This is a genomic window from Bradyrhizobium sp. UFLA05-112, assembly GCF_053572325.1.
Window position 1 is genome coordinate 1 of the sequence record NZ_JBANBK010000015.1, and the last position, 26,087, is coordinate 26,087.

20 protein-coding genes and 3 pseudogenes are annotated in these 26,087 nt (G+C 59.9%); 10 read left to right on the forward strand and 13 right to left on the reverse strand.

The window, feature by feature from the left end; genetic code table 11:
- Positions 1-110 precede the first annotated feature (110 nt).
- Positions 111-773, reverse strand: a complete 663-nt coding sequence (locus SO180_RS11360) for a phytochelatin synthase family protein (protein ID WP_449378907.1) — start codon at positions 771-773, stop codon at positions 111-113.
- 583 nt (positions 774-1,356) lie between these two features.
- Here SO180_RS11360 and SO180_RS11365 point away from each other — a divergent pair.
- The gene (locus SO180_RS11365; protein WP_449378908.1) at positions 1,357-2,388 is read left to right on the forward strand and encodes a hypothetical protein; all 1,032 of its coding nucleotides are present in this window, start codon (positions 1,357-1,359) and stop codon (positions 2,386-2,388) included.
- Positions 2,389-3,292: 904 nt separating this feature from the next.
- Here SO180_RS11365 and SO180_RS11370 read toward each other — a convergent pair.
- The 5 genes and pseudogenes from SO180_RS11370 to SO180_RS11390 all read right to left on the reverse strand — a co-directional run bounded on the left by SO180_RS11370 (position 3,293) and on the right by SO180_RS11390 (position 9,524).
- Positions 3,293-4,180 (reverse strand): annotated as a pseudogene (locus SO180_RS11370) (IS3 family transposase).
- 175 nt (positions 4,181-4,355) lie between these two features.
- Positions 4,356-5,648 (reverse strand): HlyD family type I secretion periplasmic adaptor subunit, encoded by a 1,293-nt coding sequence (locus SO180_RS11375; protein WP_449378909.1) that lies wholly within the window; start codon positions 5,646-5,648, stop codon positions 4,356-4,358.
- 8 nt (positions 5,649-5,656) lie between these two features.
- The gene (locus SO180_RS11380; RefSeq protein ID WP_449378910.1) at positions 5,657-7,372 is read right to left on the reverse strand and encodes a type I secretion system permease/ATPase; all 1,716 of its coding nucleotides are present in this window, start codon (positions 7,370-7,372) and stop codon (positions 5,657-5,659) included.
- A gap of 162 nt (positions 7,373-7,534) precedes the next feature.
- Complete coding sequence (locus tag SO180_RS11385) at positions 7,535-9,190, reverse strand: hypothetical protein (RefSeq protein WP_449378911.1); 1,656 nt, start codon at positions 9,188-9,190, stop codon at positions 7,535-7,537.
- 25 nt (positions 9,191-9,215) lie between these two features.
- Complete coding sequence (locus SO180_RS11390) at positions 9,216-9,524, reverse strand: helix-turn-helix domain-containing protein (protein WP_449379005.1); 309 nt, start codon at positions 9,522-9,524, stop codon at positions 9,216-9,218.
- A gap of 1,943 nt (positions 9,525-11,467) precedes the next feature.
- On the opposite strand from SO180_RS11390, the gene SO180_RS11395 reads away from it, so the two are divergent.
- Positions 11,468-11,707 (forward strand): hypothetical protein, encoded by a 240-nt coding sequence (locus SO180_RS11395; protein WP_449378912.1) that lies wholly within the window; start codon positions 11,468-11,470, stop codon positions 11,705-11,707.
- A 44-nt stretch (positions 11,708-11,751) separates the two neighbouring features.
- Positions 11,752-11,973, forward strand: coding sequence for a hypothetical protein (locus tag SO180_RS11400; protein ID WP_449378913.1), 222 nt, complete (start codon positions 11,752-11,754; stop codon positions 11,971-11,973).
- A 49-nt stretch (positions 11,974-12,022) separates the two neighbouring features.
- Here SO180_RS11400 and SO180_RS11405 read toward each other — a convergent pair whose 3' ends face one another.
- Both SO180_RS11405 and SO180_RS11410 read right to left on the reverse strand, forming a co-directional pair.
- The gene (locus SO180_RS11405) at positions 12,023-13,339 is read right to left on the reverse strand and encodes an alpha/beta hydrolase (protein ID WP_449378914.1); all 1,317 of its coding nucleotides are present in this window, start codon (positions 13,337-13,339) and stop codon (positions 12,023-12,025) included.
- A 425-nt stretch (positions 13,340-13,764) separates the two neighbouring features.
- Positions 13,765-14,052, reverse strand: coding sequence for an usg protein (locus tag SO180_RS11410; protein WP_449378915.1), 288 nt, complete (start codon positions 14,050-14,052; stop codon positions 13,765-13,767).
- 524 nt (positions 14,053-14,576) lie between these two features.
- Here SO180_RS11410 and SO180_RS11415 point away from each other — a divergent pair.
- From SO180_RS11415 to SO180_RS11445, 7 genes and pseudogenes are all read left to right on the forward strand, one after another.
- Positions 14,577-14,957 (forward strand): recombinase family protein, encoded by a 381-nt coding sequence (locus SO180_RS11415; RefSeq protein ID WP_449378916.1) that lies wholly within the window; start codon positions 14,577-14,579, stop codon positions 14,955-14,957.
- An 8-nt stretch (positions 14,958-14,965) separates the two neighbouring features.
- Entirely contained in the window at positions 14,966-15,262 is a 297-nt protein-coding gene (locus tag SO180_RS11420) for a hypothetical protein (RefSeq protein WP_449378917.1), read from the forward strand.
- 388 nt (positions 15,263-15,650) lie between these two features.
- Positions 15,651-15,800 (forward strand): annotated as a pseudogene (locus tag SO180_RS11425) (IS110 family RNA-guided transposase); the annotation flags it as partial.
- A 252-nt stretch (positions 15,801-16,052) separates the two neighbouring features.
- Complete coding sequence (locus tag SO180_RS11430) at positions 16,053-16,796, forward strand: (Fe-S)-binding protein (RefSeq protein ID WP_449378918.1); 744 nt, start codon at positions 16,053-16,055, stop codon at positions 16,794-16,796.
- A pseudogene (locus SO180_RS11435) lies at positions 16,793-18,282 on the forward strand (lactate utilization protein B). Before SO180_RS11430 ends, SO180_RS11435 begins: the two are co-directional and overlap by 4 nt.
- Positions 18,279-18,890, forward strand: a complete 612-nt coding sequence (locus SO180_RS11440; RefSeq protein WP_449378919.1) for a LutC/YkgG family protein — start codon at positions 18,279-18,281, stop codon at positions 18,888-18,890. Before SO180_RS11435 ends, SO180_RS11440 begins: the two are co-directional and overlap by 4 nt.
- Before the next feature lie 26 nt (positions 18,891-18,916).
- Entirely contained in the window at positions 18,917-19,417 is a 501-nt protein-coding gene (locus SO180_RS11445; RefSeq protein ID WP_449378920.1) for a hypothetical protein, read from the forward strand.
- 137 nt (positions 19,418-19,554) lie between these two features.
- Here the strand turns inward: SO180_RS11445 and SO180_RS11450 are convergent, their stop codons facing one another.
- From SO180_RS11450 to nac, 5 genes are all read right to left on the reverse strand, one after another.
- Entirely contained in the window at positions 19,555-20,256 is a 702-nt protein-coding gene (locus SO180_RS11450; protein WP_449378921.1) for an HpcH/HpaI aldolase family protein, read from the reverse strand.
- 12 nt (positions 20,257-20,268) lie between these two features.
- Positions 20,269-21,072: an SDR family NAD(P)-dependent oxidoreductase gene (locus SO180_RS11455; protein WP_449378922.1), complete on the reverse strand. Its 804-nt coding sequence runs from the start codon at positions 21,070-21,072 to the stop codon at positions 20,269-20,271.
- Between the two features lie 9 nt (positions 21,073-21,081).
- Positions 21,082-22,764, reverse strand: coding sequence for a hydantoinase B/oxoprolinase family protein (locus SO180_RS11460; RefSeq protein ID WP_449378923.1), 1,683 nt, complete (start codon positions 22,762-22,764; stop codon positions 21,082-21,084).
- Positions 22,765-22,776: 12 nt separating this feature from the next.
- Complete coding sequence (locus tag SO180_RS11465) at positions 22,777-24,843, reverse strand: hydantoinase/oxoprolinase family protein (protein WP_449378924.1); 2,067 nt, start codon at positions 24,841-24,843, stop codon at positions 22,777-22,779.
- Between the two features lie 244 nt (positions 24,844-25,087).
- A complete protein-coding gene (gene nac / locus SO180_RS11470) occupies positions 25,088-26,026 on the reverse strand; it encodes a nitrogen assimilation transcriptional regulator NAC (RefSeq protein ID WP_449378925.1) in 939 nt (312 codons plus the stop codon).
- Positions 26,027-26,087: the final 61 nt, after the last annotated feature.

Consider the following 26,087-nt stretch of genomic DNA (forward strand, 5'->3'; position numbering starts at 1 on the left):
GTGCCTTGGCGCTTTTTGGACGCCGGTCAGTTGACCCTGCGGAGCCTCCTTCTTGCCGGCGTCCAAAAACCAGCACAATGGGTGACACGCCGCGGGGATTGCAAAAGTTGTTACTCTATCAGCAGCAGTCCGCGTTTCTTATCACCGTCGAACGTATTTACAGCCGCGAACAGCCGCTTTCGCTCGACTAGCCATGGCCGGTAGTCGGAATTGACATCGAGCACGAAAACTAGGTCCTCGGCTTCGAGATAGCCCCCGATAGGCGAATGATGCCCAACACCAGCACCAAAAATTTGCGAGCGATCGAAATTCACGATGTAGCGTCGGCCGGGATCGTTTGAGCGACGCAGGTGCTCCAGAAACTGGTCCTCGCTGAGATCACGCAAGACTGTGACTTTCCGGCTCGTGTTGGTCCTGGCGACCTCGGCCAGTTCATCAAGCGTGAGACCCAGGATGCATACCCCTGTCCAGCACCGCCCTGTGCCGGCCAACACCTCGCCCTCCGTGCTTGCCGCCTCGCCAAGTGACCTGTACGCATTCGCAACAGCGGCAGGTCCGCAACGAGAGCCATTTGACTGCCAGTTCACGTTTCTCTGGAATGTGGCTGCCACTGGAAGGTGCCACGCGCGTTCAATAAGCTCGGGTGTACGCGTTACCGAGGACGCTATAACTTCTGATGGCACGCGTGACTGGCTGACGACCCGGGCCCCGGCAGCCAGTAGACCCGCCGCAACTACCGTGCTGATGATACTGACGTAGCGCCATCGCTTCATGGGTCGTCTGAACCTAGCGGCAGTCACGACAGTGCCCTGGCGATTATATCCTCGAGCTTATTGGCGGGAAGAGAGATCCATCTGAACGCCCGTTGAGGGCCACGAGCGCCATTCTAGCGATCAAACCGCCACTTCCGGTCCACCAGAGCAGCAGACGTTGTGACCGGCTGTTGGCAGGTCTCTGAAGGGCCCAATCCAGAATCCTGCGCCGCCGAACGGCGCGTATTCATGCGTGCGAGGACAGAAATATTTCGGGTTTAGCTCGAAACGAAACCCCTGCTATCCACTCCTCAATGCACAAGTTGTCCGAGCTAGCCCGGATTTTTATTGGGACATGCGGGTGAATTGGTCAGCGGTTCTGATCTCACAGAGCCTTTGCGTGAACCCCATCGTTCGAGCTTTTGCGATGCGAGCGATCAGGCGTTGCGGTGAGGGAGAAGGATTTGTATGTTTCGCGCAAGACCTGCTTGGGCGCCACAGGAGTTCCCAAATCGGCATAAGTTCGCGAGAGCTGCGAGAGCGCGATGAAGAAGGCGCCAATAGGGCCTCTAACGAGGTTCAATTTGCGCTCGTGATCGCTCGCATGATCGAAACGGTAAAGACCGATCCTGAGCTGATGCGCCATGCGATCTATGATTTGGCGCGCCATAAGCTTCAGGAACAACTCGTCGATTCGGATTCGACAGATACCCGTCAGGCCACACTCGCGCTCGAAACCGCAATCCGAGGCGTCGAAGAATTTTCACGACAGCAGATCAATCTGCTCCCACCATCTTCGGTGCCGCCGCCGGTTTTGACGCATGATCCGCGGCCGCGGGAAGCCTCTCCCCCGTCTGAAGCTGATGTAGGGCCGATTCGTCCGAAAGTTGGAGCCGATCGCCATCCCTTGCGGGCTGTCATGACGCGAACCGCTTTGGTCCTGTTAGTCGTTGGAGCCGCCCTTACAGCAGTGCTGCAACGCGAACGGCTGATGACCCTGGGACAACCCTTCCGGGGACACGGAGGACGGGTGGTCTCCGACACGGCGGCGACGATATCCGACGCCAGCGCAATAGCCAATGCGGCCTTCAAGCCGCCTCCGCCGCCTCCCGCCTTCCCGCGGCCGACCGACTACGGGGTCTATGCAATTGCAGGCAACGTCCTGACCGAACTGAAACTGCTGCCTGGCCGCGCGCCTGATGTCAGGGTCGCTATCTCGGCCGCATTCAGGCTGCCTGGTAAAGTGATCCTGCCGAACGGACAACCTGAGTTTATAGTCTTTCGGCGGGATGCCGCGACCAACATATTGGAGCGCGCGGAGGTGCGGGTGATCGCCAGGATTACCCGCGATTTTTCAGCCGCTTCCGCAGGCCAAAGGCTTGACGACAGCGACGCCTGGGTCATCAGGAATTTCTCTTACCCGTACCGGGCGACTCCCGTATCGAACAACCCAGAGATGTACAAGCTCCACAGCGAGGACCCAGCGCTGCAGCTTCCTCCCGGCCACTATGCGCTGATACTCAAGAATCAGTCCTATTATTTCAGTATCGAAGGCGACATTGTGGATGCAAGGCAGTGCATCGAGCGGGTCGTCAGTACCAATGGTACCTTTTATTCAGCTTGTCGGAAGTCGTGAGACTCGCCGCAACTCGCCACTGCGCGCGCATCCCAATCCTCTCTGTTTGCAACTGCCTCCGCCACCTGCTTGCGAAAGCCGATCGGTTCGTGAACTGCTGAGCATACCGAAAACCAGTCGCGAGTTGATCCACTCGCGGCATTGCTTTGCCTGCTGCTTTTCCCTCGCTCGCGTCGAACGCGCGTACTCAGGATTCGCGCGCCCGGCGGACAGCGGCCTCCAGCTTTTGCTTTTGCTTCCGCTTCTCCCAGCGCAACTCCTCGTCTTGAGCCCGTTTTTTGAGTTGTGCACGCTCGCCTTCGATCGCCCTTGCCTTGGCTTCGATCTCCGGCGCTCCGAGCGCACAGAGCTCGGGTGCCGGTATAGCCGGCCAATAAGAAGGGTCCAGCCCCCAAGCCGGGAGACACCGTCGGCTCCAGCTCATGCTCGAACCAGCAGAATCCGCCGGTCCTGCGGCAGGATACTTCCAACATCAAAGATTTGCCGGAAAACAAGAGCGGTCCGAAGAGCTTCGACGATGTAGAAGCGAGGCTTTTCTTACGAGGAAATCGGCCTACGGCACGAGATGAGTCAATTCTATCGGCTCAAAGCGACACTCGAGGAATTGTTTGGCCGCCCTGATGTACATGGAGCTAAAGGAAAATTCGGACCTAGCGGATTGGAAAAAGCATCGAACAAGCTTTTTGGACGCAGTTTGGCTTTCAATTAGATCAAGCGTCCGTATCGCCGATGACGAATGGTTCAATGACATCGATGAGGCAATCGAGCGCGGGCGCCAACACATTAAGCTAGCCCGAAAAGCCTCTGATCTTTTCGCATCACTTTCTGCGACCCTATTCCATATCGTCTTCACGCAGATCGGTTTTATGCCTACTCGGCAGCCGACTGATCTTGCCCCCAAGTTTTATCCAGCCCTGAGTTCGCCCCGGTCGTTGAATTTGCCCAGTTGGGCGGTGGGAGCGACTGGAGCTGGCGCGGAGCCTTCGGCATAGCGCAGCGCCAGATCCCGTTGCGGATGGCAGGTGAAGGCGAACTCGGACGGCGACTTCCATCCGAGCTGAGAGTGTGGTCGCGCGTCGTTGTAATCGGCCCGCCAGCATCCGAGCGCGACGCGGGCCTGGGCCAGTGACGTGAACAGCGTCTCGTTGAGCAGTTCGTCCCGTAGCCGGCCATTGAAGCTCTCGATGAACGCATTCTGCATGGGCTTGCCCGGCGCGATGTAATGCCAGCCGACGCGGTTTTGATCGGCCCATGTCAGGATGGCGTTGCTGGTGAGTTCGGTGCCGTTGTCGCTGACCACCATCCTGGGCTTGCCGCGCTCGGTCATCAGCCGGTCCAGTTCCCGTGCTACCCGGGCGCCCGAGAGCGAGGTGTCAGCCACCAGCGCCAGGCACTCGCGCGTGCAATCATCGACCACGGTCAGGATGCGGAAGCGGCGGCCATCCGTGAGTTGATCCGACACAAAGTCGAGCGGGGCCATCGGCACCGTCATCGGCGCCCGGGTCCCAAGGGCCCGCTTGTGGCCGCCGCGGCGGCGTTTTCATTCCCACGAGATCCTTGAGCGCCGCATTGTCCAGCATGGCATCAGCCAGCAACCGCTTCAGCCGTGTGTTCTCGTCCTCCAGCGTCTTCAGCCGCTTGGCCTCCGACACCCGCCGAACTTGGCCTTCCATTTGTAGATGCTGGCGTCGCTGACGCCGTGCTCGCGGCACAGATCGGCAACCGAAACCCCGGCCTCATGCTGCTTCAAAATCCCGATGATCTGCTCTTCCGAAAAGCGGCTACGCTTCATGCTCTGGTCCTTGTTTGGGCCAGAGCGAACTTCAATCTGGATTAAGCCTGTGGGGCAAGGTCACGAGTATGCCGGCAGGCACCATCGTCAAGCTCGGAAGCAATGGCGGGAACCTCTTGAGCGCCATGAAGATCGGCACCATCGTAAGTCTTCGGGAGGATGGCGCTTGCTCTGATCACTTCTCCCGCATGACGCCTCGCAGACGGTCTTTGAGCGGGCGGACCAAATAATCAAGAACCGTTCGCTCGCCGGTGGGGAAAATCACGTCCGCAGGCATTCCAGCTGACAAACGATCCTTAACGAACGACGGTATGTCATCCACGACAACTTGTGCAAGGAAGTACGGTTGTTTGGTCTGTTCGTCTATGAGGCGATCGCGGGAGATACTCTCTACCTCCCCCACAATGATCGGAAGGATACGCGCTTGAAATGATGAGAACCTGACTTCCGCGGGCATACCAGGCTGGAGGTTTTCCGTATCCTGTGGTTGCACGTGCGCCTGCACAATGAGGGCGTCGTGCTCGGGGACCACATCGACCATGGGCTCACCCGGTTTGACGACTCCGCCAGAGGTAAAGACCCGCAGATTTTGCGCAACGCCTGTGCTTGGAGACAAGATGTCCACGCGAGACAGGACGTCCTGCGCGACTCTTACTTTCTCACGAAGATCATTGATCTTCTGTCGCGTTTCGAGCATCGAGCTAGCAATATCCTCCCGGAACTTTTGGCGAAGTTGCCGGATCTGCAGACGCGCTTCTTCGATGCCGTTGCGGGCCTTTGATTCATCCGCCATTGAGCGTCCAAGCAAACCTTCCAGGCGGCTCCTTTCGCGCTCGAGCGCCATCAATCGACTTTTCTGGGTTAGCTGATTTTCAAACAAGTGACGGACGTCAACCAATTCTTCATTGACATACTTGAGCTGATTCGCGGTTCCGCTTCTCTCCTGCGTTAGACCTTCGATCTCCGATCGATATTGATCGATCTTGGCGTCAAGTATTTGGACCTGACCTTTGAGGGAGCCGCACCTCTCGTGAGATTGAGCCACTTGATCGGCAATTGCCCGCTTGACGTTCGGATCGTCGGCGCGATCAAGCAGCTCCTTGGGAAATGCTATTTCGTCCTGGCCATCCCGTTCAGCGATCAAACGCGCTTCCTGGGCGATCGACGAATCCAGCTGGTTTCGCTGCAGCTCATATCCAGCCTTTGCTTGCGTAAGGTCCAGTCGGAATAAGACCTGCCCGGCTTGGACGTGTTGTCCCTCGCGAATGCGGATTTCGCGAACGATACCACCCTCCAGATGCTGGATGGTCTTGCGGTTGGTTTCCGCGGACACAACTCCGGTGGCGGTGATCGCACTATCCAGCCGAGCAACGGCAGACCATCCACCTAGAACGAGAAAAGTGCCGACTATGACGACGTAGCCGGCTGTGGCTGGGACCCTCCAGTCCGGAACGGAATTCTTACGCATCGTCGCACCTATCGGACGGCTGTTGCAGCACTGGCGACCGCCGCGATTTTCGGACCGCCCATCAATCTAGAAAGAATCTCAACGCGACCGCCGAACGCCGACACCCGTCCGGCTGCAAGCACGAGCACTTTGTCCACCGCGGCAAGCATCGCGGTCTTGTGCGATATAACGACAACGGTCGAGTGCGCTCGCTTCAGCGCCTGGATCGCCTCCATCAGGGCCGCTTCGCCTTCCGAGTCCAGGCTCGCATTTGGTTCATCGAGTATCACGATCGGTGGCTTTCCATAGAGCGCGCGAGCCAAGCCTATACGCTGCCGCTGTCCACCCGATAGGATAAGTCCGCCTTCGCCTACCTGGGTATTGTAACCATCGTGCAAGCCTTGAACCAACTCGTGAACTCCAGCCATTTCGGCCGCAGAAAACAACTTCTCTTCGTCATGCTCGCCGAACCGGGAAATGTTTTCTGCAAGCGTGCCGGAAAACAACTCAATGTCTTGCGGAAGATATCCGATATAGGGGCCAAGCTGATCGCGATTCCAATGAGCCAACTCAGATCCGTCAATTCTGACTTTCCCAACGGCGGGTCGCCACACTCCAACCAACGCTCGTGCCAAGCTGGACTTACCTGCTGCGCTCGGACCTATAATTCCCAAGACTTCACCAGGCTGCAGGGCGAAAGAGACTTCGCGGATAACGGGCTCCTTTGCGCCGGGGGGGATTACGAGAATATTCTCGACTGAGATCCGGCCCTGGGGCGGACGAAGAGTGATTTTTTCGCCTTCCTCGGGAAGCATTTTCACAAGATTGCTTATCCGCTCGTATGCAGAGCGAGCTGCCAGGAATGTCTTCCATTGTCCGACGGCTATTTCGACCGGGGCAAGCGCGCGCCCCATGATGATCGAGGCCGCAACCATTGCGCCGGCCGAAGTCTCCTGATTGACCGTCAAATACGCACCAACTCCGAGTATCGCGATCTGGAGAAACGCTCGAACGAACTTGCTGAATGCCACAAGAAAACCGGCCCGATCACTTGCGCCCGCCTGCAATTGCAGGCCTTCACTATGTCGATCGGACCAACGGTCCCGTAAGCCCTTGAGCATGCCCATGGCATAAAGCACGTCAGCGTTCCGGAACGTCGCTGCTGCGTACGAATGGGCCAGGACCGAATTGCGAGAGGCGTCCTTCAATTGATTCCGCGTCAATAGCTCGTTGGCCAACGCTAACGCAAAAATGAGCAATGCCCCCACACCAGCAACGTAACCGAACCAGGGATGCATAATGAAACATCCAGCGACGAACACAGGAACCCAAGGCGCGTCGCAGAACGCTATGAGGCCTGTGCCAGTAAGGAACTCGCGAATTGTATCGAGGTCTCGTAAAGCCTGCGCATGGTTTGTGCCCGGCTGAACAATCGTGCCGCGCAGGACCGTATCAAACAACGGGCTCTTTGCCTTTTCGGCGAACAGAAGGCCAAGCCTAACAAGGACAGACGATCGGATTTTCTCCAGAGCTGCATACACGATCAGGAGAAAGCCCGCGATGATGGTCAGCGCGACCAGCGTGCCGATGTTTCGACTGCCCAAAACCCGATCGTACACCTGGAGCATGTAGAGGGGGCCCACAAACGCCAGCAGATTTATGAAAAAGCCAAAGACAATAGCGGTTGCGAAGCCAGGGCGAATAGCCTTGGACGCGTCGGCTAAAAACGATGGACGCTTAGACATGGGCGACTAATTTCCTGGAGGCTGGTAGTCTCAATGCCTCATTGAAAATATTTCGACAGCTCCGCAGCCCTCTTTGCTGCTTACGTGACGGCCGCGACAATCGACTGTTGTCTCCTCCAACCATCAGGCAACTCATAAAATGGCTGATAGGCTTGGTCGATCTCACGCCAGGGTAGTTGTAGTGTGGTGCACATCAATTCCGACGATGCTGAGCGTCGAGCCATCCGACACGCACGCTTCGTGATCGGGTTGAGCCTGGTTGGCGGTCACATCACCCGGCAGAGCGGCATAGTTCACCTGAGCGGCGGGCGCGCCGGTTGCCGTGAGCTGGTTCGCCAGAGCAGCGGGCCCGCCGGTCGCCGTGAGCTGGTTCACCTGAGCGGTCGGGTCGCTGATCGCCATGACCTGGCTCACCTGAGTGGTCGGGTCGCTGATCGGCGTGACCTGGCTCACCTGAGTGGCCGGGTCGCTGATCGCCGTGACCTGGCTCACCTGAGCGGTCGGGTCGCCGGTCGCCGTCACCTGGCTCACCTGAGCGGTCGGGTCGCTGATCGCCGTGACCTGGTTCACATGAGCGGTCGGCTCGCCGGTCGATGTGACTTCGGGCTGTACTTGCAACACCGGCGCTTGGATCGCGTCAGCCACATGCACGGTGCTGGAGTGATTGTCGGCCGCGACGGTCGTATCCGAATGCTCAACCGCTGTGGTCGGCGCCGTCGAAACATGCTGAGGAGAGGCATGGTCCGGCGTCAGATTTGACGGGGCGGAGGAACTGACAGAATTGGAGGCGACGGTTATCAGTTCCCTGGCGACAATCGGAAAGCCGTCACCCTGCAGGTGAAAATCCGCCAACTTCAAATCGAGATCATGCTCGGCACGGACTACGTCATTCCCGGAACAGGCAGCCACACTATCGTGATGAGATGACTCGGGAGCGGGACCAGACGGCTTGGCCACCAGGCCGGCAATCGCCGGCTCATTGAAGTGGTGAACAGCGTCTTGCCCGTCAAGATGGAGCGCCGCCGCAGTCAAGACGGACCGATCATCCGTGCCGTGAAACGCCTGAAAATTTTGCAGCAGGCTGTCGTCAGCAAGCGCCTGTCCGATATGTGGACAGTGCTCTCCGTGAGCGGGCTGTGCATGATCGAGTGACACGAGGTCATCAGACGGCTTGCTAACCGAACCGCCTATCGCCAGGCTGTCCCAAACTGAGGCGATTACGATTGCGGAATATGTCGCCGCCAGATCGTGACGATCGAGGAACCATCCGAACGACTTCTCCGGCCGGCTACCGTCGTCGGCAGTCGCATTCAGTTCACTGCTCTTGACGTAGCCCGTGACCACCAGGGCGGCCAACAGTGTGGCGGGATGCAAAAAAACGGTCGATCGCGACGAATGCTGCTTCGGCAAAACGTACGGATGGGAATCCAGCAACTCCCGCACCAACCTCTCGAAGTTTCGGCCGCGAAGCACTGCTTCAGTGAAATTCGAAGCGACAACGTATTCGCCGCCGATGCGGGCAAAGTGAACGATTACCTCTTCGTTGTCTTGCCGGAAGAAAACAAACCAGGGCTCGCCCTCATCGGTGAGCCCACGATCTGTTGAAATCCCAACTCCGGATTTTGTCAGGGCATCTTCCACCCTGTAGAATTCCGCCAGCTCCGGTTGGCTCCAATCGCCGCGCTCGCAGGCCCGAAAAAAGGTAAGAACCTGATTACTTTGCAGCATGAAAGTACTCAGCCCAATGGTGAACTCGCTACGTAACAGCAACCGCTCATCGTAGATGCGGCCAAGCTCCCCCAGGGCCGGAAAGTACAATCGAAAGTGTTGATGCCCCTAGTGCCTACCCCTTGTTGCTCTTTCCAAACAATATCGAATGGGTGACCGGATCATAGCACCTGAGGAGATTTCTGACGAACAACTTCGGCTCTATGCCCAAAACCTCGGCCCACACCAAATATCGGTCGGGGGGTATCCGGCCGCGGCCTGACTCCAATTGAGAGATGAAGGTGTAATAATTCCCCCCCACCTTCTCAGCCATCTGGCGCTGCGACAACCCCCGCTTTTCCCTCAGCCCTTTGAGCCAGAGGCCCGCCTCTTTACGCAACTCAACAACCGCTGGCGATGAAATTTCCTGATGGTTCGAATACATCACTCCACCAATGAAATTGCCCCAAATCACTGGCCGGCGGGGCGTGAGAAAAACGGTCAATCGTGTATAGTGTTTTTGCTACCAATTGTAAATATCCCTGACGCCTGGAATGTCTCTCCGTGAGAATACGGACGTGGGGCGGAGGTCTATCCTGCACTTCAATACAAAGAAAAACACCAAGCGCGTTGATCTGATCAGAGCGGCGGTGGCAAACTCGGTCCAAGGTGCAAGCCGGGCATCCCAACAAGCCAACGGCTCAGGCAGATCCTGCGCCGCGACTACCCGGACCGTGACCATCCGAAGCTGCTCGAGCACGCCGTTGACCAGCCCGCAAACGCAGCAGCAACGACGGTTCGTAAGTCGCACGCCGGCTGGGATGACCTTCTAGCCCAACGAATCGATTCCCGGATTTGTGAGCCACCACGGAGGAGCCGCAACGCTGTCGCGCGGCTTCCACTCTCATTCGCCATTGTGGTGTCGAATCTGCGCACTACGGCCAGCAGCGACGTCGGAAAGTACGAGCCCTAATCGCACCGTTTCCGAGTCGAAATATAGACTGCTCTATTTTGATTTTGGGAGGACCGCAGATTCCGCTTGCGTCGATAACTAAGGAGTATTAACTTCACTGTACACCAGACTGAAGTATTGCCTACCGTTCGCACTGTCGGTCCCCGCTTCGGTTTCGCCGGAGCGGGTCTGCCAAGGATGGAGGAAAGAATGGAACGGTTGTACCTGGGCATCACTGTTACCAGCACGTTCACGCTGGTCACGATGGCGCTGATTCTAGTGTTCATGCGATAAGGCCGTCTCAAGTTGCTGGCAGTCTCGTCTTTATTCTGGGGCGGCATGAGTGTTGCTCATATCAAGGCAAACAAGATGACGCGTCAACCAGCACGATGGCCCCTTCGTCAATCTATTTTGCTAGGAGCTTTTCTGTGAGTAGTTGTAGCCAAAGTTTTTCTCCTGAGGCTTTGCTTCGAAGCGTCCACGAATTGGCCGAACGTATTTCTGAACTTCGCGATCTTCGAAGCCGGGTGCGGGAGGCCGAAGAGAGAGCGCGTGCCAGACGGTGGCACACATCATCCAATCCAGGTACCTCATCCAATCCAGCCACCTCGAAGAGGCGGCTCTTCGAAGAACGGCAGCACCCGATTGTTCATATGAAATGGGCTCGCGGAGCGGGACCGGTTGAACGGCTTGTTAGTTGGAAACTGATCGCTCCTCGAAACGGACTGGAGGAAGGTGGTTAGGGGCCATTCTGCGGACGATCTAACGCGAACAAACAGTTTGGCAAGCCGTTGGCGCGGTTTGCCATGCCGACGCGTGCACGGGTGTTTTGTACGCACCACAGGGCAGCTAGTCGGCTGCCGTTCTTTTTGAAAGCGATATGACGGAATACTTCAATCTGAAGGCAGAACTTCGAACGAATTGGGACCGCGTCACCGGCCGGCGCCATACCAGCACCCGTCCTATGGACCCCGGTCTTGGCGAACGCGACCTAGAATCCGCGCATGCCGAAGCCGTTCGGCAGAGAGGCGACTACGGGGCGAGAGATATCGGCGTTCGCGGCGCGGACACGCGCAGATATCAGTAGTGAGAATGCTCGTCAGAGGAAATTCGTGGTCAATTGCTTTCGACATGTTGATCGGCGGGACGCAGCTTCCAAAGCGCGGGTCAAGCGGATCGTATCGGGACCTCGGCCTCGCAACGAATAGCAACGCCACTGCCATCGAACCGAGTAACCCGAGCAGTCAGGCAGGGTGCGAAGCACTGATCAAAACCGACCGCCGTCATGCAATTGGTCAAAGCAACCGTGGCCAACCCATTTCGCCTTGAATGGCCCCTCCCGAGAAGTCGGCGCGGGTACTTTCGCGAGCGTAGTTTAGTTGCCATTCGGCCCCGGCGGGAGGATGCTCTGGGCTGTGGGCACAATGGAGAGCTGCATGAGCAAGGGTCTCGACAATCGGCACCGCAACAAGGATGGCGAAATCAGCAGCAAACACGGAAACACCCTTGTCCGCACGCTGCGTAAAATTTATGGACAAGGTTTTGCCGCCGGGTATCCGGAAACCGCGCTACTAAGTGAGGTAATGCCTCAACTCAATGAGACTTCGTTGAGCCAACTCCGCCGCGATTACGAGACGCATCATTTAAAAAACAAGATCGCTCATGTATCGGAATAAAGGCACCGACTTGTCGAATCGGGGCTGAAGGTGAAGGCACCAAAATGAACCAGGTGAATGCCCGGCGCGAGATTATTCGCGAATGGCGTTCGCTTCCGAAGGAGCTGAGACAAAGGGACGAACAAGCCGCAGCGTTCGCGATGCAGATAAAAGACAAATACAATTCTCTAGCGATAGCGCAGACCCATATCAAACCGTCTTGGGTTGGCTTTGAGTTACCCATCGCCTCCGCGCGGGCCTGGAGTGAAAGACGGCGGAGCGCCTGAGGCGACTTTCTTTCGCGGGTGATGACCAACGTAAGCGCTGTTGCCGTCGTCAGGGATTGGGATAGCCCTTCCACAACCACTCTAGCGCCGCCGGCAGGGTTTGCGCAACCGTCGAGCGGTCGACATGCTTGGCGTTGCGCGCGAACAGGAACTGGTAGTGGTAGCCCTTCTCCGCCAGCACCTTAGCCATCAATTCGGCGGACAGCGTCCAGTCGTGCATGCCATCGGGGATCGTCGGGTTGGGATAGAACAGGTCCTGATCGCCCATCTCGAACCAGTAACGGATCGGCTTGGTGGGCGCGCTGGGGATCAGTGGCACGCCGGGCGGCTCCGACGGCGTGAGCACACCCGCCTTGACGGTGAGGTTGGGACCGGCGGGCCCCGCCCATGGGCTGTGATATTCCCACGCGCCGCCGCGCAGCGCCGGATTGTACGGCCATTGTTGGTTCACCATCGTCGGCGAATAGGCCAGCACCCGATGATAGAGTTCAGGATGAAACCACGCCATGGTGAAGGCCGCCGTGCCGCTCGAGCTTAGTCCCATGGTCGCGCGGCCCTCGGGGTTCTTGGTGAGTTCTACGCCGGCATTCTGCTCGACCAGCGGCAACACCTCGCGCTCGACAAACTGCGCATAGGTCCCCGACACCGTGTCGTATTCGCGCCCGCGCTGGGCACCCTGCGCGTCCTGCCCGCCATTGCCGATCTGAATCGAGACCATCGGCGGCACGCGGCGCTGCGCGATCAGATTGTCGAGGGTGGTGTTCATGTCCTTCCAGGCCATCGAGCCACCGTCACCCAGCACGATGAACGGCGCCTCCGTGCCGGACACATATTGCGCCGGGACATAAACCTCGATCGTGCGCGTCCAGGTGCCGGGATGGCTGGTTGTGACGATCATGTTTGACTTGTCGCCCGGCGCCGTCGTCGCGATCATGATCGAGCTGTTGCCGCAGCCCGCCACATCGTCGCGGATCAGGCCGGGGTTGTAGATCACGCTGTCTTTCGACGAGAGGGTGAACGACGTAACCTTGCCGCGCGGCACGCCCTCCTTCGCCACCGTCTCAGGCGCGGGCGCATGCGTCGGGCCGATGATGAAGTTGCCCTCAGCGCCGGCCGGCGGCAGCGTGCCGTCGGAAAGCTCGGTTGCGCGCGGATAGTTCGGGTTGGACGGATCGCGCGTGGGTGGCGCCGTCTTGAAATCGAGGCCTGTGGCGTCGATGAAGAAGGGAGCCGTCTTGTCAGAGGTGTTGGCGCCGGGGGGAACGGCCATGTTCTGGGTGACGCAGGTCGATTGCGCGAGGGCGGCGGGCATGAGCGAAACGACAGGGATCAGCGCCCCCGCGAGGACAGCCAACAATTTGCGCATCGTCTTCTCCCGGCGAAGACGAGTCTCATTGGCTCGCCTTTACGGGAACTATGACGAGCGGCCGGAGGACGGTCAAGCATGGCCCCTAATGGCCGTCATACTTCCGAAAGCGGAGTATCCAGTGACGCCCCGGCGCGGGGTATCGCAGACGACATTAAGCGCTCAGGGATCACAACGGTGCCGAGGGAGCCGCATCGCGACCCTTGATCAGGTCCAGTGCGAGGGCATCGATAGCCTGCGTCAGCAAAGCAGACCGTTGCTGAGGAGCCAACGATTTTGCCTGCTTCATGAGCCGGCGCATCGATCAGGAGCGCGTGCGAACGGAACAGGCCGGTCCCAGCAGCGAGCAGAGCGATGAACACGAGTGCTGAAATCATCAGACGCTTCATATCTCCAGCTTGCGCGCGCCTTTGGCCACCACTTGCTCAATGCAACCTGAACACGCCATCGACGGCGCGCAGTTCAGCCGGCTTGATCAGCCTGGAATGCGCCACGGTGACCGAGAACAAGGGGCCGTCGAGCTTCTCCCGCCAGAAGGCGAGGAAATCCTGCAGCGCCGGAAATTTCGGAAACAGATCGTAATTCTGCCAGACATAGGTCTGCAGCAGCGAGCGATGATCCGGCAGCCGATAGAGGATACTTGCCGTCGTCAGCCCGTATCCCATCACTTGTTTCCGAAAATCCTCGGAAGCAATCCCAACCCGAGAAGCCATGCCAATCTCCATTCCCTCCACGCTGGTCCGTCCCAGCAGATCATCTTCGCCGTCGCGGCCTGACACCCCCTTATCGCTCCCGAAGCGTTCGCCATCAGTGATGGCCGTCACTGTGATGCGACGGGGCTTTTGAAGTCGGTGAGGCCACCAACTGGAGGGCGCTTCAACCCGAAGAAGCGGTGGCAGCGTAAGCGTGCGTGAGGGGATGATATGAGCGCTCGCTTTCAATCGTCTCAGGTTGAGACGATTGAACCATCGCAGGAGTGGCAGAGCGCTAAGGACATCCGTGGAGATAACGACTGAAAGGCAAGCGGTGACCGTTGCCGTTCAATCGCTCCGCTCATTCAGCGCATATCACGAAAAGCAGCCAACCGAACACGATTGCGACCCCCGCGAGCGCAACGAGAAAGTAGAAGCTATCCCGCGTCATCGTGTCAGCCTGGGTGAATACGATTGCTGAAGGTAAGGCGTAATGGCTGACGCGGTCCTTACGCCGTCGTTCAATCTCAGGTGAAAGGGATGTTATGGCACCGAACAGCGGTAAATTCGTCGCCTACTACCGGGTCAGTACGGCGCGGCAAGGCAGAAGCGGCTTTGGCCTTGACGCGCAGCGGCAGGCCGTCAAAACCTATCTGGACGGCGGCGATTGGCAGATCGTTGGCGAGTTCTCCGAGATAGAGAGCGGTCGCAAATCCGGCCGCCCCGCATTGGAGAAGGCATCGGCTGCGGCCCGGTTGCATCGCCCACCGCTCATCGTCAGCAAGGTGGATTGGCTCACGCGCTCGGTTGCTTTCCTGTCGCGGCTGCTCGAAGCTGGCGTTGATGCGCGCTTTGCCGATCTGCCGAAGATCGAAGGTGCGACCGGCCGCTTCCCTTACAGCAAATGGTGGCCGTTGCCGAGCTAGAGGCTGGCATGATCAGCAAGCGCACCAAGGACGCGCTGGCGGCGGCGAAGCGGCGCAGGGTGAAACTCGGTGGAGATCGCGGCGTGAGGCCAACCGCAAGGGCCTGTAAGCTGCTATCGAGGTGCAACGTGAGCGCGCGGCGGCAAGGCAGCGGATATCACGCCAATTATTGCGGAGCTGCGGGCCAGCGGCGCAACGAGCTGAAGGCGATTGCAACCGGTCTTACCAAGAAAGGCATTGCAACCGCACGCGGCAAGAACTCATGGACCGAGACGCAGGTCGCACGCGTACTCGAACGCCTGTGAGCCGCAACGTCACTAGGGAACGCACGCGGCATCCCCACCGCGCGCGGATCAGGTGATTGGTCGCCGACGCATGAGACGCGCGCTCGAACGTCAACAATAATCGAAAATAATACTCGCTACCTCCCCTGCGTACCACGCCTACGTCGAAGATCGATGGGTAGACCCCTGCAATGAGCATGGAACAAAAGTTCTTTGCCCCGTCACGTTGGCGACCATGAACGCGGGGGGCTCATTTACGAGCGTTACCGGCCCGCTCCTCATCAAGAACGGACCAGGGTGTCAATCGGCGCGCAAATATTGCAGACGATGACGTAATTGCGGTCGGCGCTCGCGGCACGAAAGATCCGCTATCTTCAGGCCTTCGCAATCTTTTGAACCGGAGGGGGCTATGAAACAGTATGTTGGGCTGGAGGTCTCGCAAAAAGAAACTTCAGTATGCGTTGTCAACGAAGTAGGTCAGGTCTTGTTCGAGGGGAAGGCGAAGTCCGACCCTGGAGCGCTCACCGCGCTGCTACGCAAGCGGGCGCCACATGCGGAGCCCTTCTATGCAGCCTCAATCGTCTTTGCGACCGCCTTCCTGACGCTCGCGATTTCGTTCTGGCCGTACATGATTTCCGTTCTCGATCCGGATCGAGGACGCGGCCGCACCCGCCTCGAGCCTGGCTTTCATGTTCTGGGCGGGCGTCTTCGTGTTTCCGCTGATGCTGATCTACACAATGATCAACTACATCGTCTTCCGCGGCAGAGTTAAGCCGTCAGCAGGACATTACTGAACCGAAGGGAGTTGAAGATGCAGATCGGACTGTTTGTACCCTGCTTTATCGACGCCTTCTTTCCGGAGGTCGGTATTGCCACTCTGGAGCTGCTCGAGCGCTTCGGTCATGAGGTCGTCTATCCACGCGACCAGACCTGCTGCGGCCAGCCGATGGCCAACAGCGGCTTCAACGCCGAGTGCGCCGACACCGAAGCGCTGTTCGTGCGCAATTTCTCGGAGTTTGACTACGTCGTCGCTCCGTCCGGCAGCTGTGTCCATCACGTGCGGAACGACTTCGATGCGATTGAGCAGACAGAGGAAGTGAAGGCGCTCCGACAGCGCACCTACGAACTTGTCGAGTTCCTGCATGACATCCAAAAGGCCGAAGCTTTTCCCTGGGCGCGGTTTCCGCATCGCGTTGGCTTGCATAACAGCTGCGGCACGCTGCGACAGCTCAAGCACGCAAAACCCTCCGAACTGCGCGAGCCGTTCTTCTCCAAGCCGCTTGATCTGCTCTCCAAGGTCGAGGGCATCCAATTCGCGGCCCCGGCACGGCCGGACGAGTGCTGCGGGTTCGGCGGCACCTTTTCGGTATTCGAGGAAGCCGTTTCGACGAAGATGGGTTACGATAAAGTGAGCGATCACGCGCGAGCCGGAGCCGAATACATCGTTTCGGCCGACTCCTCCTGTCTGATGCATCAGAGGGGCTGCGCCGAGCGGATCGGGATCCCGCTCAAATTCATTCATATCGCGCAGATCCTGAACGGAGCGAGCGCATGAGCACCAAGACAGAACCGACCACTGGTGACTGTGGGATGCTGCATCCCGAGTTGCTCGCGCGGGACGATCAGGACGCGATCTATCGCGACGGGCGTCGCCTGGACCATGCCGAGGGCAGCTCCGTGGATCAGGCCGAAGCGGCCGCGCGGTTCATCGCGGCACCTCAGCACGAGAAGATGCACGACGAGCGGCTGTGGGACCTCCGACAGAAGCGCGACCGGGAAATGGAGCACATGCCGGAGTGGGAAGAACTGCGCTCGCTCGCGTCGGCGATCAAGGAGCACACGCTGACCCATCTCGACGAATATCTGGAGCAGTTCGAGGCAAACGCACGCGCGAATGGCGTCTATGTGCACTGGGCCCGGGACGCGGTTGAGCACAACAAGATCGTTCACGGCATTCTCAGGGACCACGGTGCCAAGTCACTGATCAAAAGCAAGTCGATGCTGACAGAGGAGTGGATTCCGGCACTATATGGCCTCGGTCGGCATCGAGGTGATCGAGACCGATCTCGGCGAGCGCATCTAGCAACTCGACAACGAAGACCCAAGCCACGTGGTCGTTCCGGCGGTCCACAAGATGCGACGTGGCCGACGTGTTTGCGAAGACCATCGGGACGGATCCGAACAATAGTGACGTGCATTATCTGGCCGAGGCGCAGCGCGAGGCGACGCGGCCCTTGATCCTGGCGGCGGACGCCGGCATGACCGGTTGCAACTTTGCCGTTGCAGAGACCGGCAGTGTCGTCGTCTGCACCAATGAGGGAAACGCCGATCTCTCGGCCAACGCGCCGAAACTGCACATCGCCTCGATCGGGATCGAGAAGACGATACCCCGGCTGGAGCATCTCGCCGTTTTCGTACGGATGCTGTCGCGCAGCGCGCTCGGGTCGCCGATCACCCAGTATACGTCACACTTTCGAGGGCCGCGGCGGGGCGGCGAGATGCACGTGGTCCTGGTGGACAATGGCCGGTCCGCGCGCCTCGGACTGGAGGAATTCTGGACCTCACTGAAGTGCATCCGCTGCGGAGCCTGCATGAACACCTGCCCGGTCTACCGGCGCAGTGGCGGCCTGAGCTACGGCGCGACCTATTCGGGGCCGATCGGGCTCATCATCGACCCGACCTTCAATGCGCGCAAATACAGCAACCTGCCGTTCGCATCCACGCTGAACGGTAGTTGTACCAACGTCCGCCCCGTGAAGATCAACATCCACGAGCAAATCTACGCCTAGCGGCGAGAGCTCGTGAAGCAGCACGAGGTGCCGTTCGTCAAGAAGGCCGCCATGAAAGCCGCGGGCGAGTTGCTGTCGCGTCCGGCAGCCTACCGCGCTGCGATTGCCGCAGCCGATGCGGTGCTGCCCCATCTTCCACGGTTCGTGATCTACAATGGTCTCAATGCCTGGGGCAAGGGCCGCGAAATCCCGCATGCGCCCAAGCAAACGTTCCACAGTTGGTATCGTATAAACCGGGGAGAGAAAAAATGAGCAGCCGGGAAGACATTCTTGCCGCCATTCGAACCAACCGTCCTAAAGCCGAGCGGCCGCTACCCGTCGTTCCCTTGTTCGATCCGCCCGAGCCCGTGGCCCTTCTGGCAACATTCAAGACAAGTTTGGAGCGCATGGGCGGCATATTCCTCGATCCGCCAGTCGGCGGGGACGAGCTCCAGGCGGCGCGCGACAAAATTGGCACGGCGAAAGTCGTTTGCTCGGTGGTGCCGGAGCTTGCAGGCAATCGCGACCTTGCGGACGTCTATTCGCCTGTCGACCTGGCGGATGTCGATTTCGCAATCGTGCGCGCTTCCTTTGCCGTTGCTGAGACCGGCTCGGTTCTCCTGAGCGAGCGCGATCTGGAAGTCAATGCCTTGGCATATCTCGCGCAGCACATCATCGTTCTGCTTGATCCCGCCGACATCGTTCCAAATCTCCATCACGCCTATCGACGCCCTGAGTTCCGGTCGGGACATTACGCGTCATTCAATACCGGACCATCGGCAACCGCCGATATCGAAGGCGTCCTAATACATGGCGCGCAAGGAGTGCGATCCTTGTCTGTCGTGCCACTTGCAAGGCGCACGGCTGAACACCGTGTGTAGATCGATTTTGGCTTTGAGGTGAAGCGATGGATGGGACCTTGGTTTCCGCAGCGGCCGGCCTTGGCGGAGCCGCGATCGGGGGAGCAATGTCTTTCCTGGGCTCGTGGGTCGCACAACAGAAGCAGCTGCGTGCTCAATGGTTTGTCCAGGACAGACTGCGAAGGCAAGATCTCTATAAGGAATTTGTCGAGGCGGCGTCCAAGTCTTACGTGGATGCGCTCCAACATGACAAGCCCGACATTGCGTCGATAGTGGTCCTGTACGAGAAACTGAGCCGAATGAGGATCATTTCCTCGCCGGCGGTGCTTTCTGCTGCTGAACAGGCCCTCAGGCGGATTATCGATACCCTGCTCCAACCCGGAATATCGCTGACGAGCGAGAGCGTTCGCGAGATGTTTGAAACCGGCTCTGCTGATGTTCTCCGGAGCTTCGGCGAAGCATGCCGCGCTGAATTCGATGCGCTCCGCGCTCAACAGTTCAAGGCGTGGGCCGTACGAACGAAGGTTTGGGAGAGGCCGGTCGCTTAAGGCGCGCAACGCCTTGCGCGATTGCCGGAAAAAGATCCGATGCCTTGCGAGGATCCCGTGACGAGCGCGCGCCTGCCGGCGAGGTTGAACAATTCAAATGGCAAGGGAGACCTTCTTCAGCGCGGCGATGGACGCGGCTATCGGCCGAGCAGCTTCTTCACGCCGGCAAGGCCGACGCGAAGGAACGGATCGGAATGAATGTAGAAATACCGCACGCCCTGCTCCAGCCAGGACGGCAGCTCGTCGGAGGTCACCAGCGTGCCCGCGATCTTGCCTGCGGCGCGAATCTTCTTCACGGCAAATCCCACGCGCTCGATCACAGCTTGGGGCCGGGACTGGCCGAACGGAGGCGCCGGCGGATATCCCATGTTCTGGGACAGATCGCCGGGTCCGATGAAGAACACGTCGATCCCATCCACCGCGAGCAGCTCATCGATGTCATCGATCGCTTTCGGCGTCTCGATCATCGCGATGATCAATCGCTTCTCATGGTCGGCGGGACAGGCGTAGCGGACGGCGTCGACGATGGCGCGCGCCTGGTCTGCGGTATCCACCATAGGAACCATGAGACCGTCGGCGCCGGCGTTGAGATAGCGGATCAGGAGTGGCCGCTCGTGGGAGTGCGGGCGAACGATGGCCGCTCCACCCGCCCCGCGAATGGCCTGCGCGGCGGCGCGCACATCCTCGAAGCTCCAGGTACCGTGCTCGCAATCGACGAAGATGGCATCTGCGCCAAGCTCGACCAGGCGCACCGCCAGTCCCGACGAAGCATGGTGGGGCGTGAGCATGGTGACCGCCTCGCCCTTGGCAAGACGCTCGCGCAGTTTGGCGCCGTTCATGGGAGATCCTTTCTAACGCTTCGGCTGGTCTTTCAGGCCTTCCGGCGCACCGACCCACCGGGCCGTCTCGATGTCTGCGGAGGTATCGCGCATGAAGGTCGGGCAGATGTGCAGTTCGGGGATCACGGCGCCCTTTTGCAGGCTGGCGCAGAGCAGCACCGCGCGCGCGACGTCGTGCGGATTGAGCATCACAGCACGTTCGCTATCCGCCGGCGGTCGCGCGCGATTATTCATGATCGGCGTGTCGGTCTCTCCCGGCAGGATCGTCGTCGCGCGAATGCCCTGGTTGCGATAGGTGTTGTGCAGGAAGGTCATGAAGTTCTTAACGCCGGCCTTGGCCGCACCGTAAGCGGCACCACCAAGCAGGTTCGGGTTGACGACCGCCAACGAGGAGACGGTGATGATCGTACCCTCCCTCCTGGCGATCATGTCCTCCAGCACGGCCTGGGTCAGGTTGAACACCGCGGTGAGATTGACGTTCACCGTGGCGTTCCACTCGACCTCGCTGATGAAGCGCGCGTTCAGCACCTTGCTGGCACTGCCCGCGTTGTTCACGAGGATGTCGACCGATCCGAGATTGTTCTTGACCCAGCCGACCGTCTCCAGGATCGCCTCCCGTGAGGCGACATCGAGCGCACGGGCAACGGCCTTGCCGCCTGCTTTCTCGATCGCCGCGACAACCTCCTCCAGCGGCGCGATCCGGCGGCCAGTCAGGACGACCGTCGCGCCCTCCTGGGCCAGGAGGATCGCGGTCTCTCGGCCGATTCCCGTCCCTGCGCCCGTGACGAGCGCGATCTTTCCGTCGAGCAGGCCCATTCCGTACCTCTATTCGGCAGCGGTCGCCGCCAGACTTGAGCGTCGATAGCCGTAAGTCTGCCTCGCTGCCGCTGGCGTAATCAACCCTTCGGCCAGATCGAGTTCGACCGCTGCAGGGCTACGCTCACTGGTTTGTCCCCATCCGCCGCCACCGGGCGTCTCGACCTCCAGCCGATCGCCGGTCCTGAGAACGACCTTGCCCTTGGGGAACTGCGGTTCGCCGTTCCTGGTCACCTTGCCGGCGCTGCCGGATTGGCCGCCCACGACGCCGAAGCAGGGATGACGCACCCGCTCGGAAGCGAGATAAATGCTCATTGGATTACGTCCGCGGTTGCGCAGCACGACGCGCTGGCCGAGGCCACCACGACTCTTGCCCGCGCCGCCGGAATCCGGAATCAGCTCCTTGCATTCTGTGAGCACCGGCACGGCAATTTCGAACATTTCGACCGCCGTCACCTTGCAGTTGGACGGAAAGCTCAGGGTGTCGAGACCATCGTACGCGGCACGAGCTCCCTGTCCGCCGTGAAAATTCTGGACGGAGCTGTATTGCGAGCCGTCGTCGCGCTGACCGACGCAGTTCGCAGCCCAGATCGGCGCGCCGCCGCTATCGCCCATCACGAGACCAGGCACGACACCCTCCAGCGCCTTGAAGATCAGCGACGGAATCACATGGCCGATCAGGTTTCGCGAATTTCCGGCGGTCCACTGCTCCGGGTTGAGGATGGAGCCGAGCGGGGCTTCATCGGTGATCGGCGTGATGCAGCCCTCGTTGTTGGGCGTATCGGGGTCGAGCAGGCACTTCAGCGCATAGACGGAATGGGCGTAGCGATAGTTGGTGCGACAATTGATCGAATGAAGGATCTGATCCGAGGTGCCGGCATAGTCGACGTGAATGGAGTCGTCGCGGACGATAACCGACGCCTTGAGCTTCACATCTGCGTCGTACCCGTCGAGCAGAACTTCCGCTGAGTACGTCCCGTTCGGCCATTGCCTGATGGCCTTGCGCGTCTGCGCTTCGGATCGCGTATGGATGGCGTCCGCGAGCTCGTCGATGCCATCGAGATCATACTCGTCCAGGAACTTCACGAGCTCGCGTCCCATGACGTTGTTGGCAGCAACCATGGATTCGAGGTCGCCCATCACTTCGGTCGGGAGGCGAACGGACGCAGCGATGATATCCAGCACGTCCTTGTTGAGAACGCCTGCTTTGTGCAGCTTCACGATGGGAAAGCGAATGCCTTCCTCGAAGATGTCGCTGGCCTCGGAGTGCAACGGGCGGCCGCCGACATCGGGCAGATGGGCGATCGAGCCCGCATAGGCCACGATCTTGCCCTTCCTGAATATCGGCGTGATCATGGTCACGTCGGGGAGATGACCCGTGCCGATCTCGGGATCGTTGGTGGCGAGGACGTCGCCCTCCTGCAGGCTTTCCGGTGGAAACTTCGGCAGAAAGTATTTTTGCGCGGCCATCGGCAGCGACGTGATGAACACCGGGATAGACCAGGTGCACTGGGCGAGCGCGCGGCCGCGGCTGTCGAGCAGCACGGTCACATAATCGTGGTTCTCGCGCACGATCGGCGAGAACGCCGTGCGCCCGAGAACGATGTCGGCCTGGTCGGCGATGAAGATCAGGCGATTCCACATCACTTGAAGGTTGATCGGATCGTTGAAATCGGCTGCATTCACGGACATGCGCGGCTTCCTCTAGGCGATGTTGATGACGAGATTGCCGTGGGCATCGACGTGAGCCCTGCCGCTCGGTCCGACGACCGCGGTGGACTCGCGCTGCTCGACGATGGCCGGTCCCTCGATTTCCTCGCCGACAGGCAATTTGTAGTGGTCGTAGACCGCCGTCTCGGCGTACCCGCCGAGCTCGTTGAAATACACCGGGCGCGAGCCGTTCTTGGCCTGGGCAGCTTCCCTGCTGTGCGGACGCGTGACCTGATCCTTCTCGCCGCTGGAGCGCAGGCGCCAGGTGATGACCTCGACCGACGAACCGGCAACGGTGCGGCCGAACAGCTCGCGGTACAGCTTGTAAAAATTGGCGAGCAGCTGCTCCAGGAATTGCTTTGCGGGAAGATTGCGATCCGGCAAGGCGACCGTGATCTCGTGCCCCTGGCCGACGTGGCGCATGTCGACCGTGTAGGTGTTGGTGATCGTCTCCGGTGCGACACCGGCTGCGATGACGACTTCTGCGCCCTGCGCCGCAAGGTCGCCGAGCAGGCGATCCATGGTGGCGAAATCCCAGTTGTCGACCCTCATCGGAAAGCTTGCCGACAGATCGACCGCGACCGGCGCGATGAGCAGCCCGATCGCCGATGTGACGCCGGCGCCGGTCGGGCAGATCACGCGCTTGATGCCAAGCTTGCGCGCGATGCCATAGGCGTGCACCGGACCCGCACCGCCGAAAGCCACCATCGGCAGGCTGCGCGGATCGACGCCGAGATCGGTCGCATGTACCGCGGCCGCCTTGCTCATGGACTCGTTGACGAGGTCGTGGATGCCCCACGCGCAACGCGGCACGCTGACGTCGAGGGAAGCCGCGAGCTTGGCCATTGCCGCCTCGGCCGCATCCTTGGACACCTTGAAGGAGCCGCCGACGAAGGATTCGGTCCCCATATAGCCGAGCAGAATGTCGGCGTCGGTCACCGTCGGCTCGGTGCCGCCGCGCTGATAGGCAGCGGGGCCCGGAAGCGCGCCGGCCGAGCGCGGTCCGACATCGAGCAGGCCGAGTGGGTTCTTGGCGGCGATCGAGCCGCCGCCGGCACCGATCTCGATCATGCGGATCGACTGGATCTTTAGTGGAAAGCCGGAGCCCTTGCGAAAACGATGATAATGCGCGACTTCGAGGTCGGTGCCGACCGTCGGCTCGCCATTTGGAATCAGGCACAGCTTGGCAGTGGTGCCGCCCATGTCGAAGGACAGCACGCTGCCCTCGCCCGCGATGCGGCCGAACTCGGCCGCTGCGACGGCGCCCGCCGCCGGTCCCGATTCAATCAGGCGCACGGGCAGCTCGGCGGCGCGGCGGCTCGGCACGAGGCCACCGGACGAGGTCATCCACAGGACCTGGCGATTAATGCCTTTGGCGGCGAATTCGCGCTCGAGATGCGCGACGTGGCCCGACATCTGCGGGCGCGTATAGGCGTTGACCACCGTGGTCGAAGCGCGGTCGAACTCGCGAACTTCCGGGCACACCTCGGAGGACAGCGAGACGAAGATGTCGGGATTCTCTTCCCGCAAGAGCGCCGCGATGCGCTGCTCGTGAGTCGGATATTTGTAGGCGTGGAGCAGGCAGACGGCGACGGACTTGATGCCGTCGTCGCGCAGCCGGCCGGCAATCTCGCGAACCGTTTCCTCCTTCAGCGCCGTCACGATGTCGCCATCGGCCGAGATGCGCTCGACCGCACCATAACTGTCGGCGCGCGTCACCAGCGGATCCGGATATTTGAGGTTCAGATCGTAGAGATCGTAACGTCCTTCATTGCGGATGCGCAGCATGTCCTGAAAACCGGATGTCGAGATGAAGCCGGTCTTGACGCCCTTGCGTTCGAGCACTGCGTTGGTAACGACGGTGGTTGCGCCTAACACCTGGAGCTTGTCGAGGTCGACAACGTCACCGAACTGCTCGAGCAGCTCGGACACACCACGAACCACGGCCTCGGCCGGGTTGTTCGGGGTGCTCAGGACCTTGTGCAGATGCAATTCGCCGGTGTCGTCGAGAAGCGCGAAATCGGTGAAGGTTCCACCGGTATCGAATCCAAGCTTAGCCATCTTTTTCCTCGAAGCGATCGTCATCAAGACGACGCTGGTCCGTCGAATTTTCCCTGCCGACGCACGGTCAAAGCATGGAGTCGAGATTGCGGATTCCACGTATTTCGAGGGTAGGAAATGTGCCCTTGGCCGGCCACCACAACTCCGGTCTGCCGCCATAGGTTTTGTTTATGGCTTCAAGGACGCAAGCACATTCGCCTTAAGCACGTGGTGCTCGCGTCCTCGAAGTGATCCGGATTTGAGGCTAGACCGCCCGAATGCCCTGCGGATGGTTTCGCATCAGCTTCTCGACCACGGTCAGAAGCACCGCTCGCGTGGCAAGCGCCGGCTCCGACAGCGGCAAATGATCGGACACGCACAGCGAAACGGTGGCCTCAATCGCCGGGCGGACGAGCCGCCGGACTTCGACACCCGCAAAGCTCGATGCGCTCGCTGCGACGGATGCCGGCAAGATGGTGGAGCCGAGCCCCTCCGTGACCGCCGCGCCCAGCGCGGAGACGGACTCGATCTCAGACACGACGTTTGGTGTCACCCTTGCCCGCGCCAGGGATTCATCGATCAGCCGGCGCAGAAAATGCCCCTGGCTCGGCAGCAGAAGCTTGACGTCGGCAAGCGCGGAAAGCTGGAGCGGCTCATCCACGGATTTCTTCGCGGCCGGATCCGCGCGCGACACCAGATACAGCTCCTCCCGGAACAGCGGCTGGAGTTTCACGCCCTTGATCGGACCGGACCCGTAGATCATGGCCATGTCCATCTTGCCGGTCATGATGAGCTCGCTCAGCACGTGGCCGAAACTGTCGTTGATGTGGACGATGATCTGGGGATGGAGCCTGGACATCTCCTTGAGCAGCGGCAGCGACAGCGTGCTGGAGGCCGAATAGGTGGCAAGCCCGATCGACACGCGTCCGGCCAGCGCCTTGGTCGATTGATCGATGTCGATCTGCGCCTGCTCGATCTGCTTCAGCAGAAGTTGGGCATGACGATAGAGAATGAGGCCGGCTTCGGTCGGGACGATGCCCTGATTGCTGCGCAGCAGCAGCTTGTGCTTGAAATGACTCTCGAGAGCGGCGATCTGCTGCGAGAGCGCGGGCTGCGCCGTCCGCAACAGACCGGCCGCCCGCGAAACGCTGCCGGCGTCGACGACTTTGACAAAGCTCTTCAGCTTCCTGAAATCGACGCTCATGTGTGCGGAACGCTGCCCCTCGATGTACCTGGGTTGGCAATATCCTCTATCTAGGTCGTTG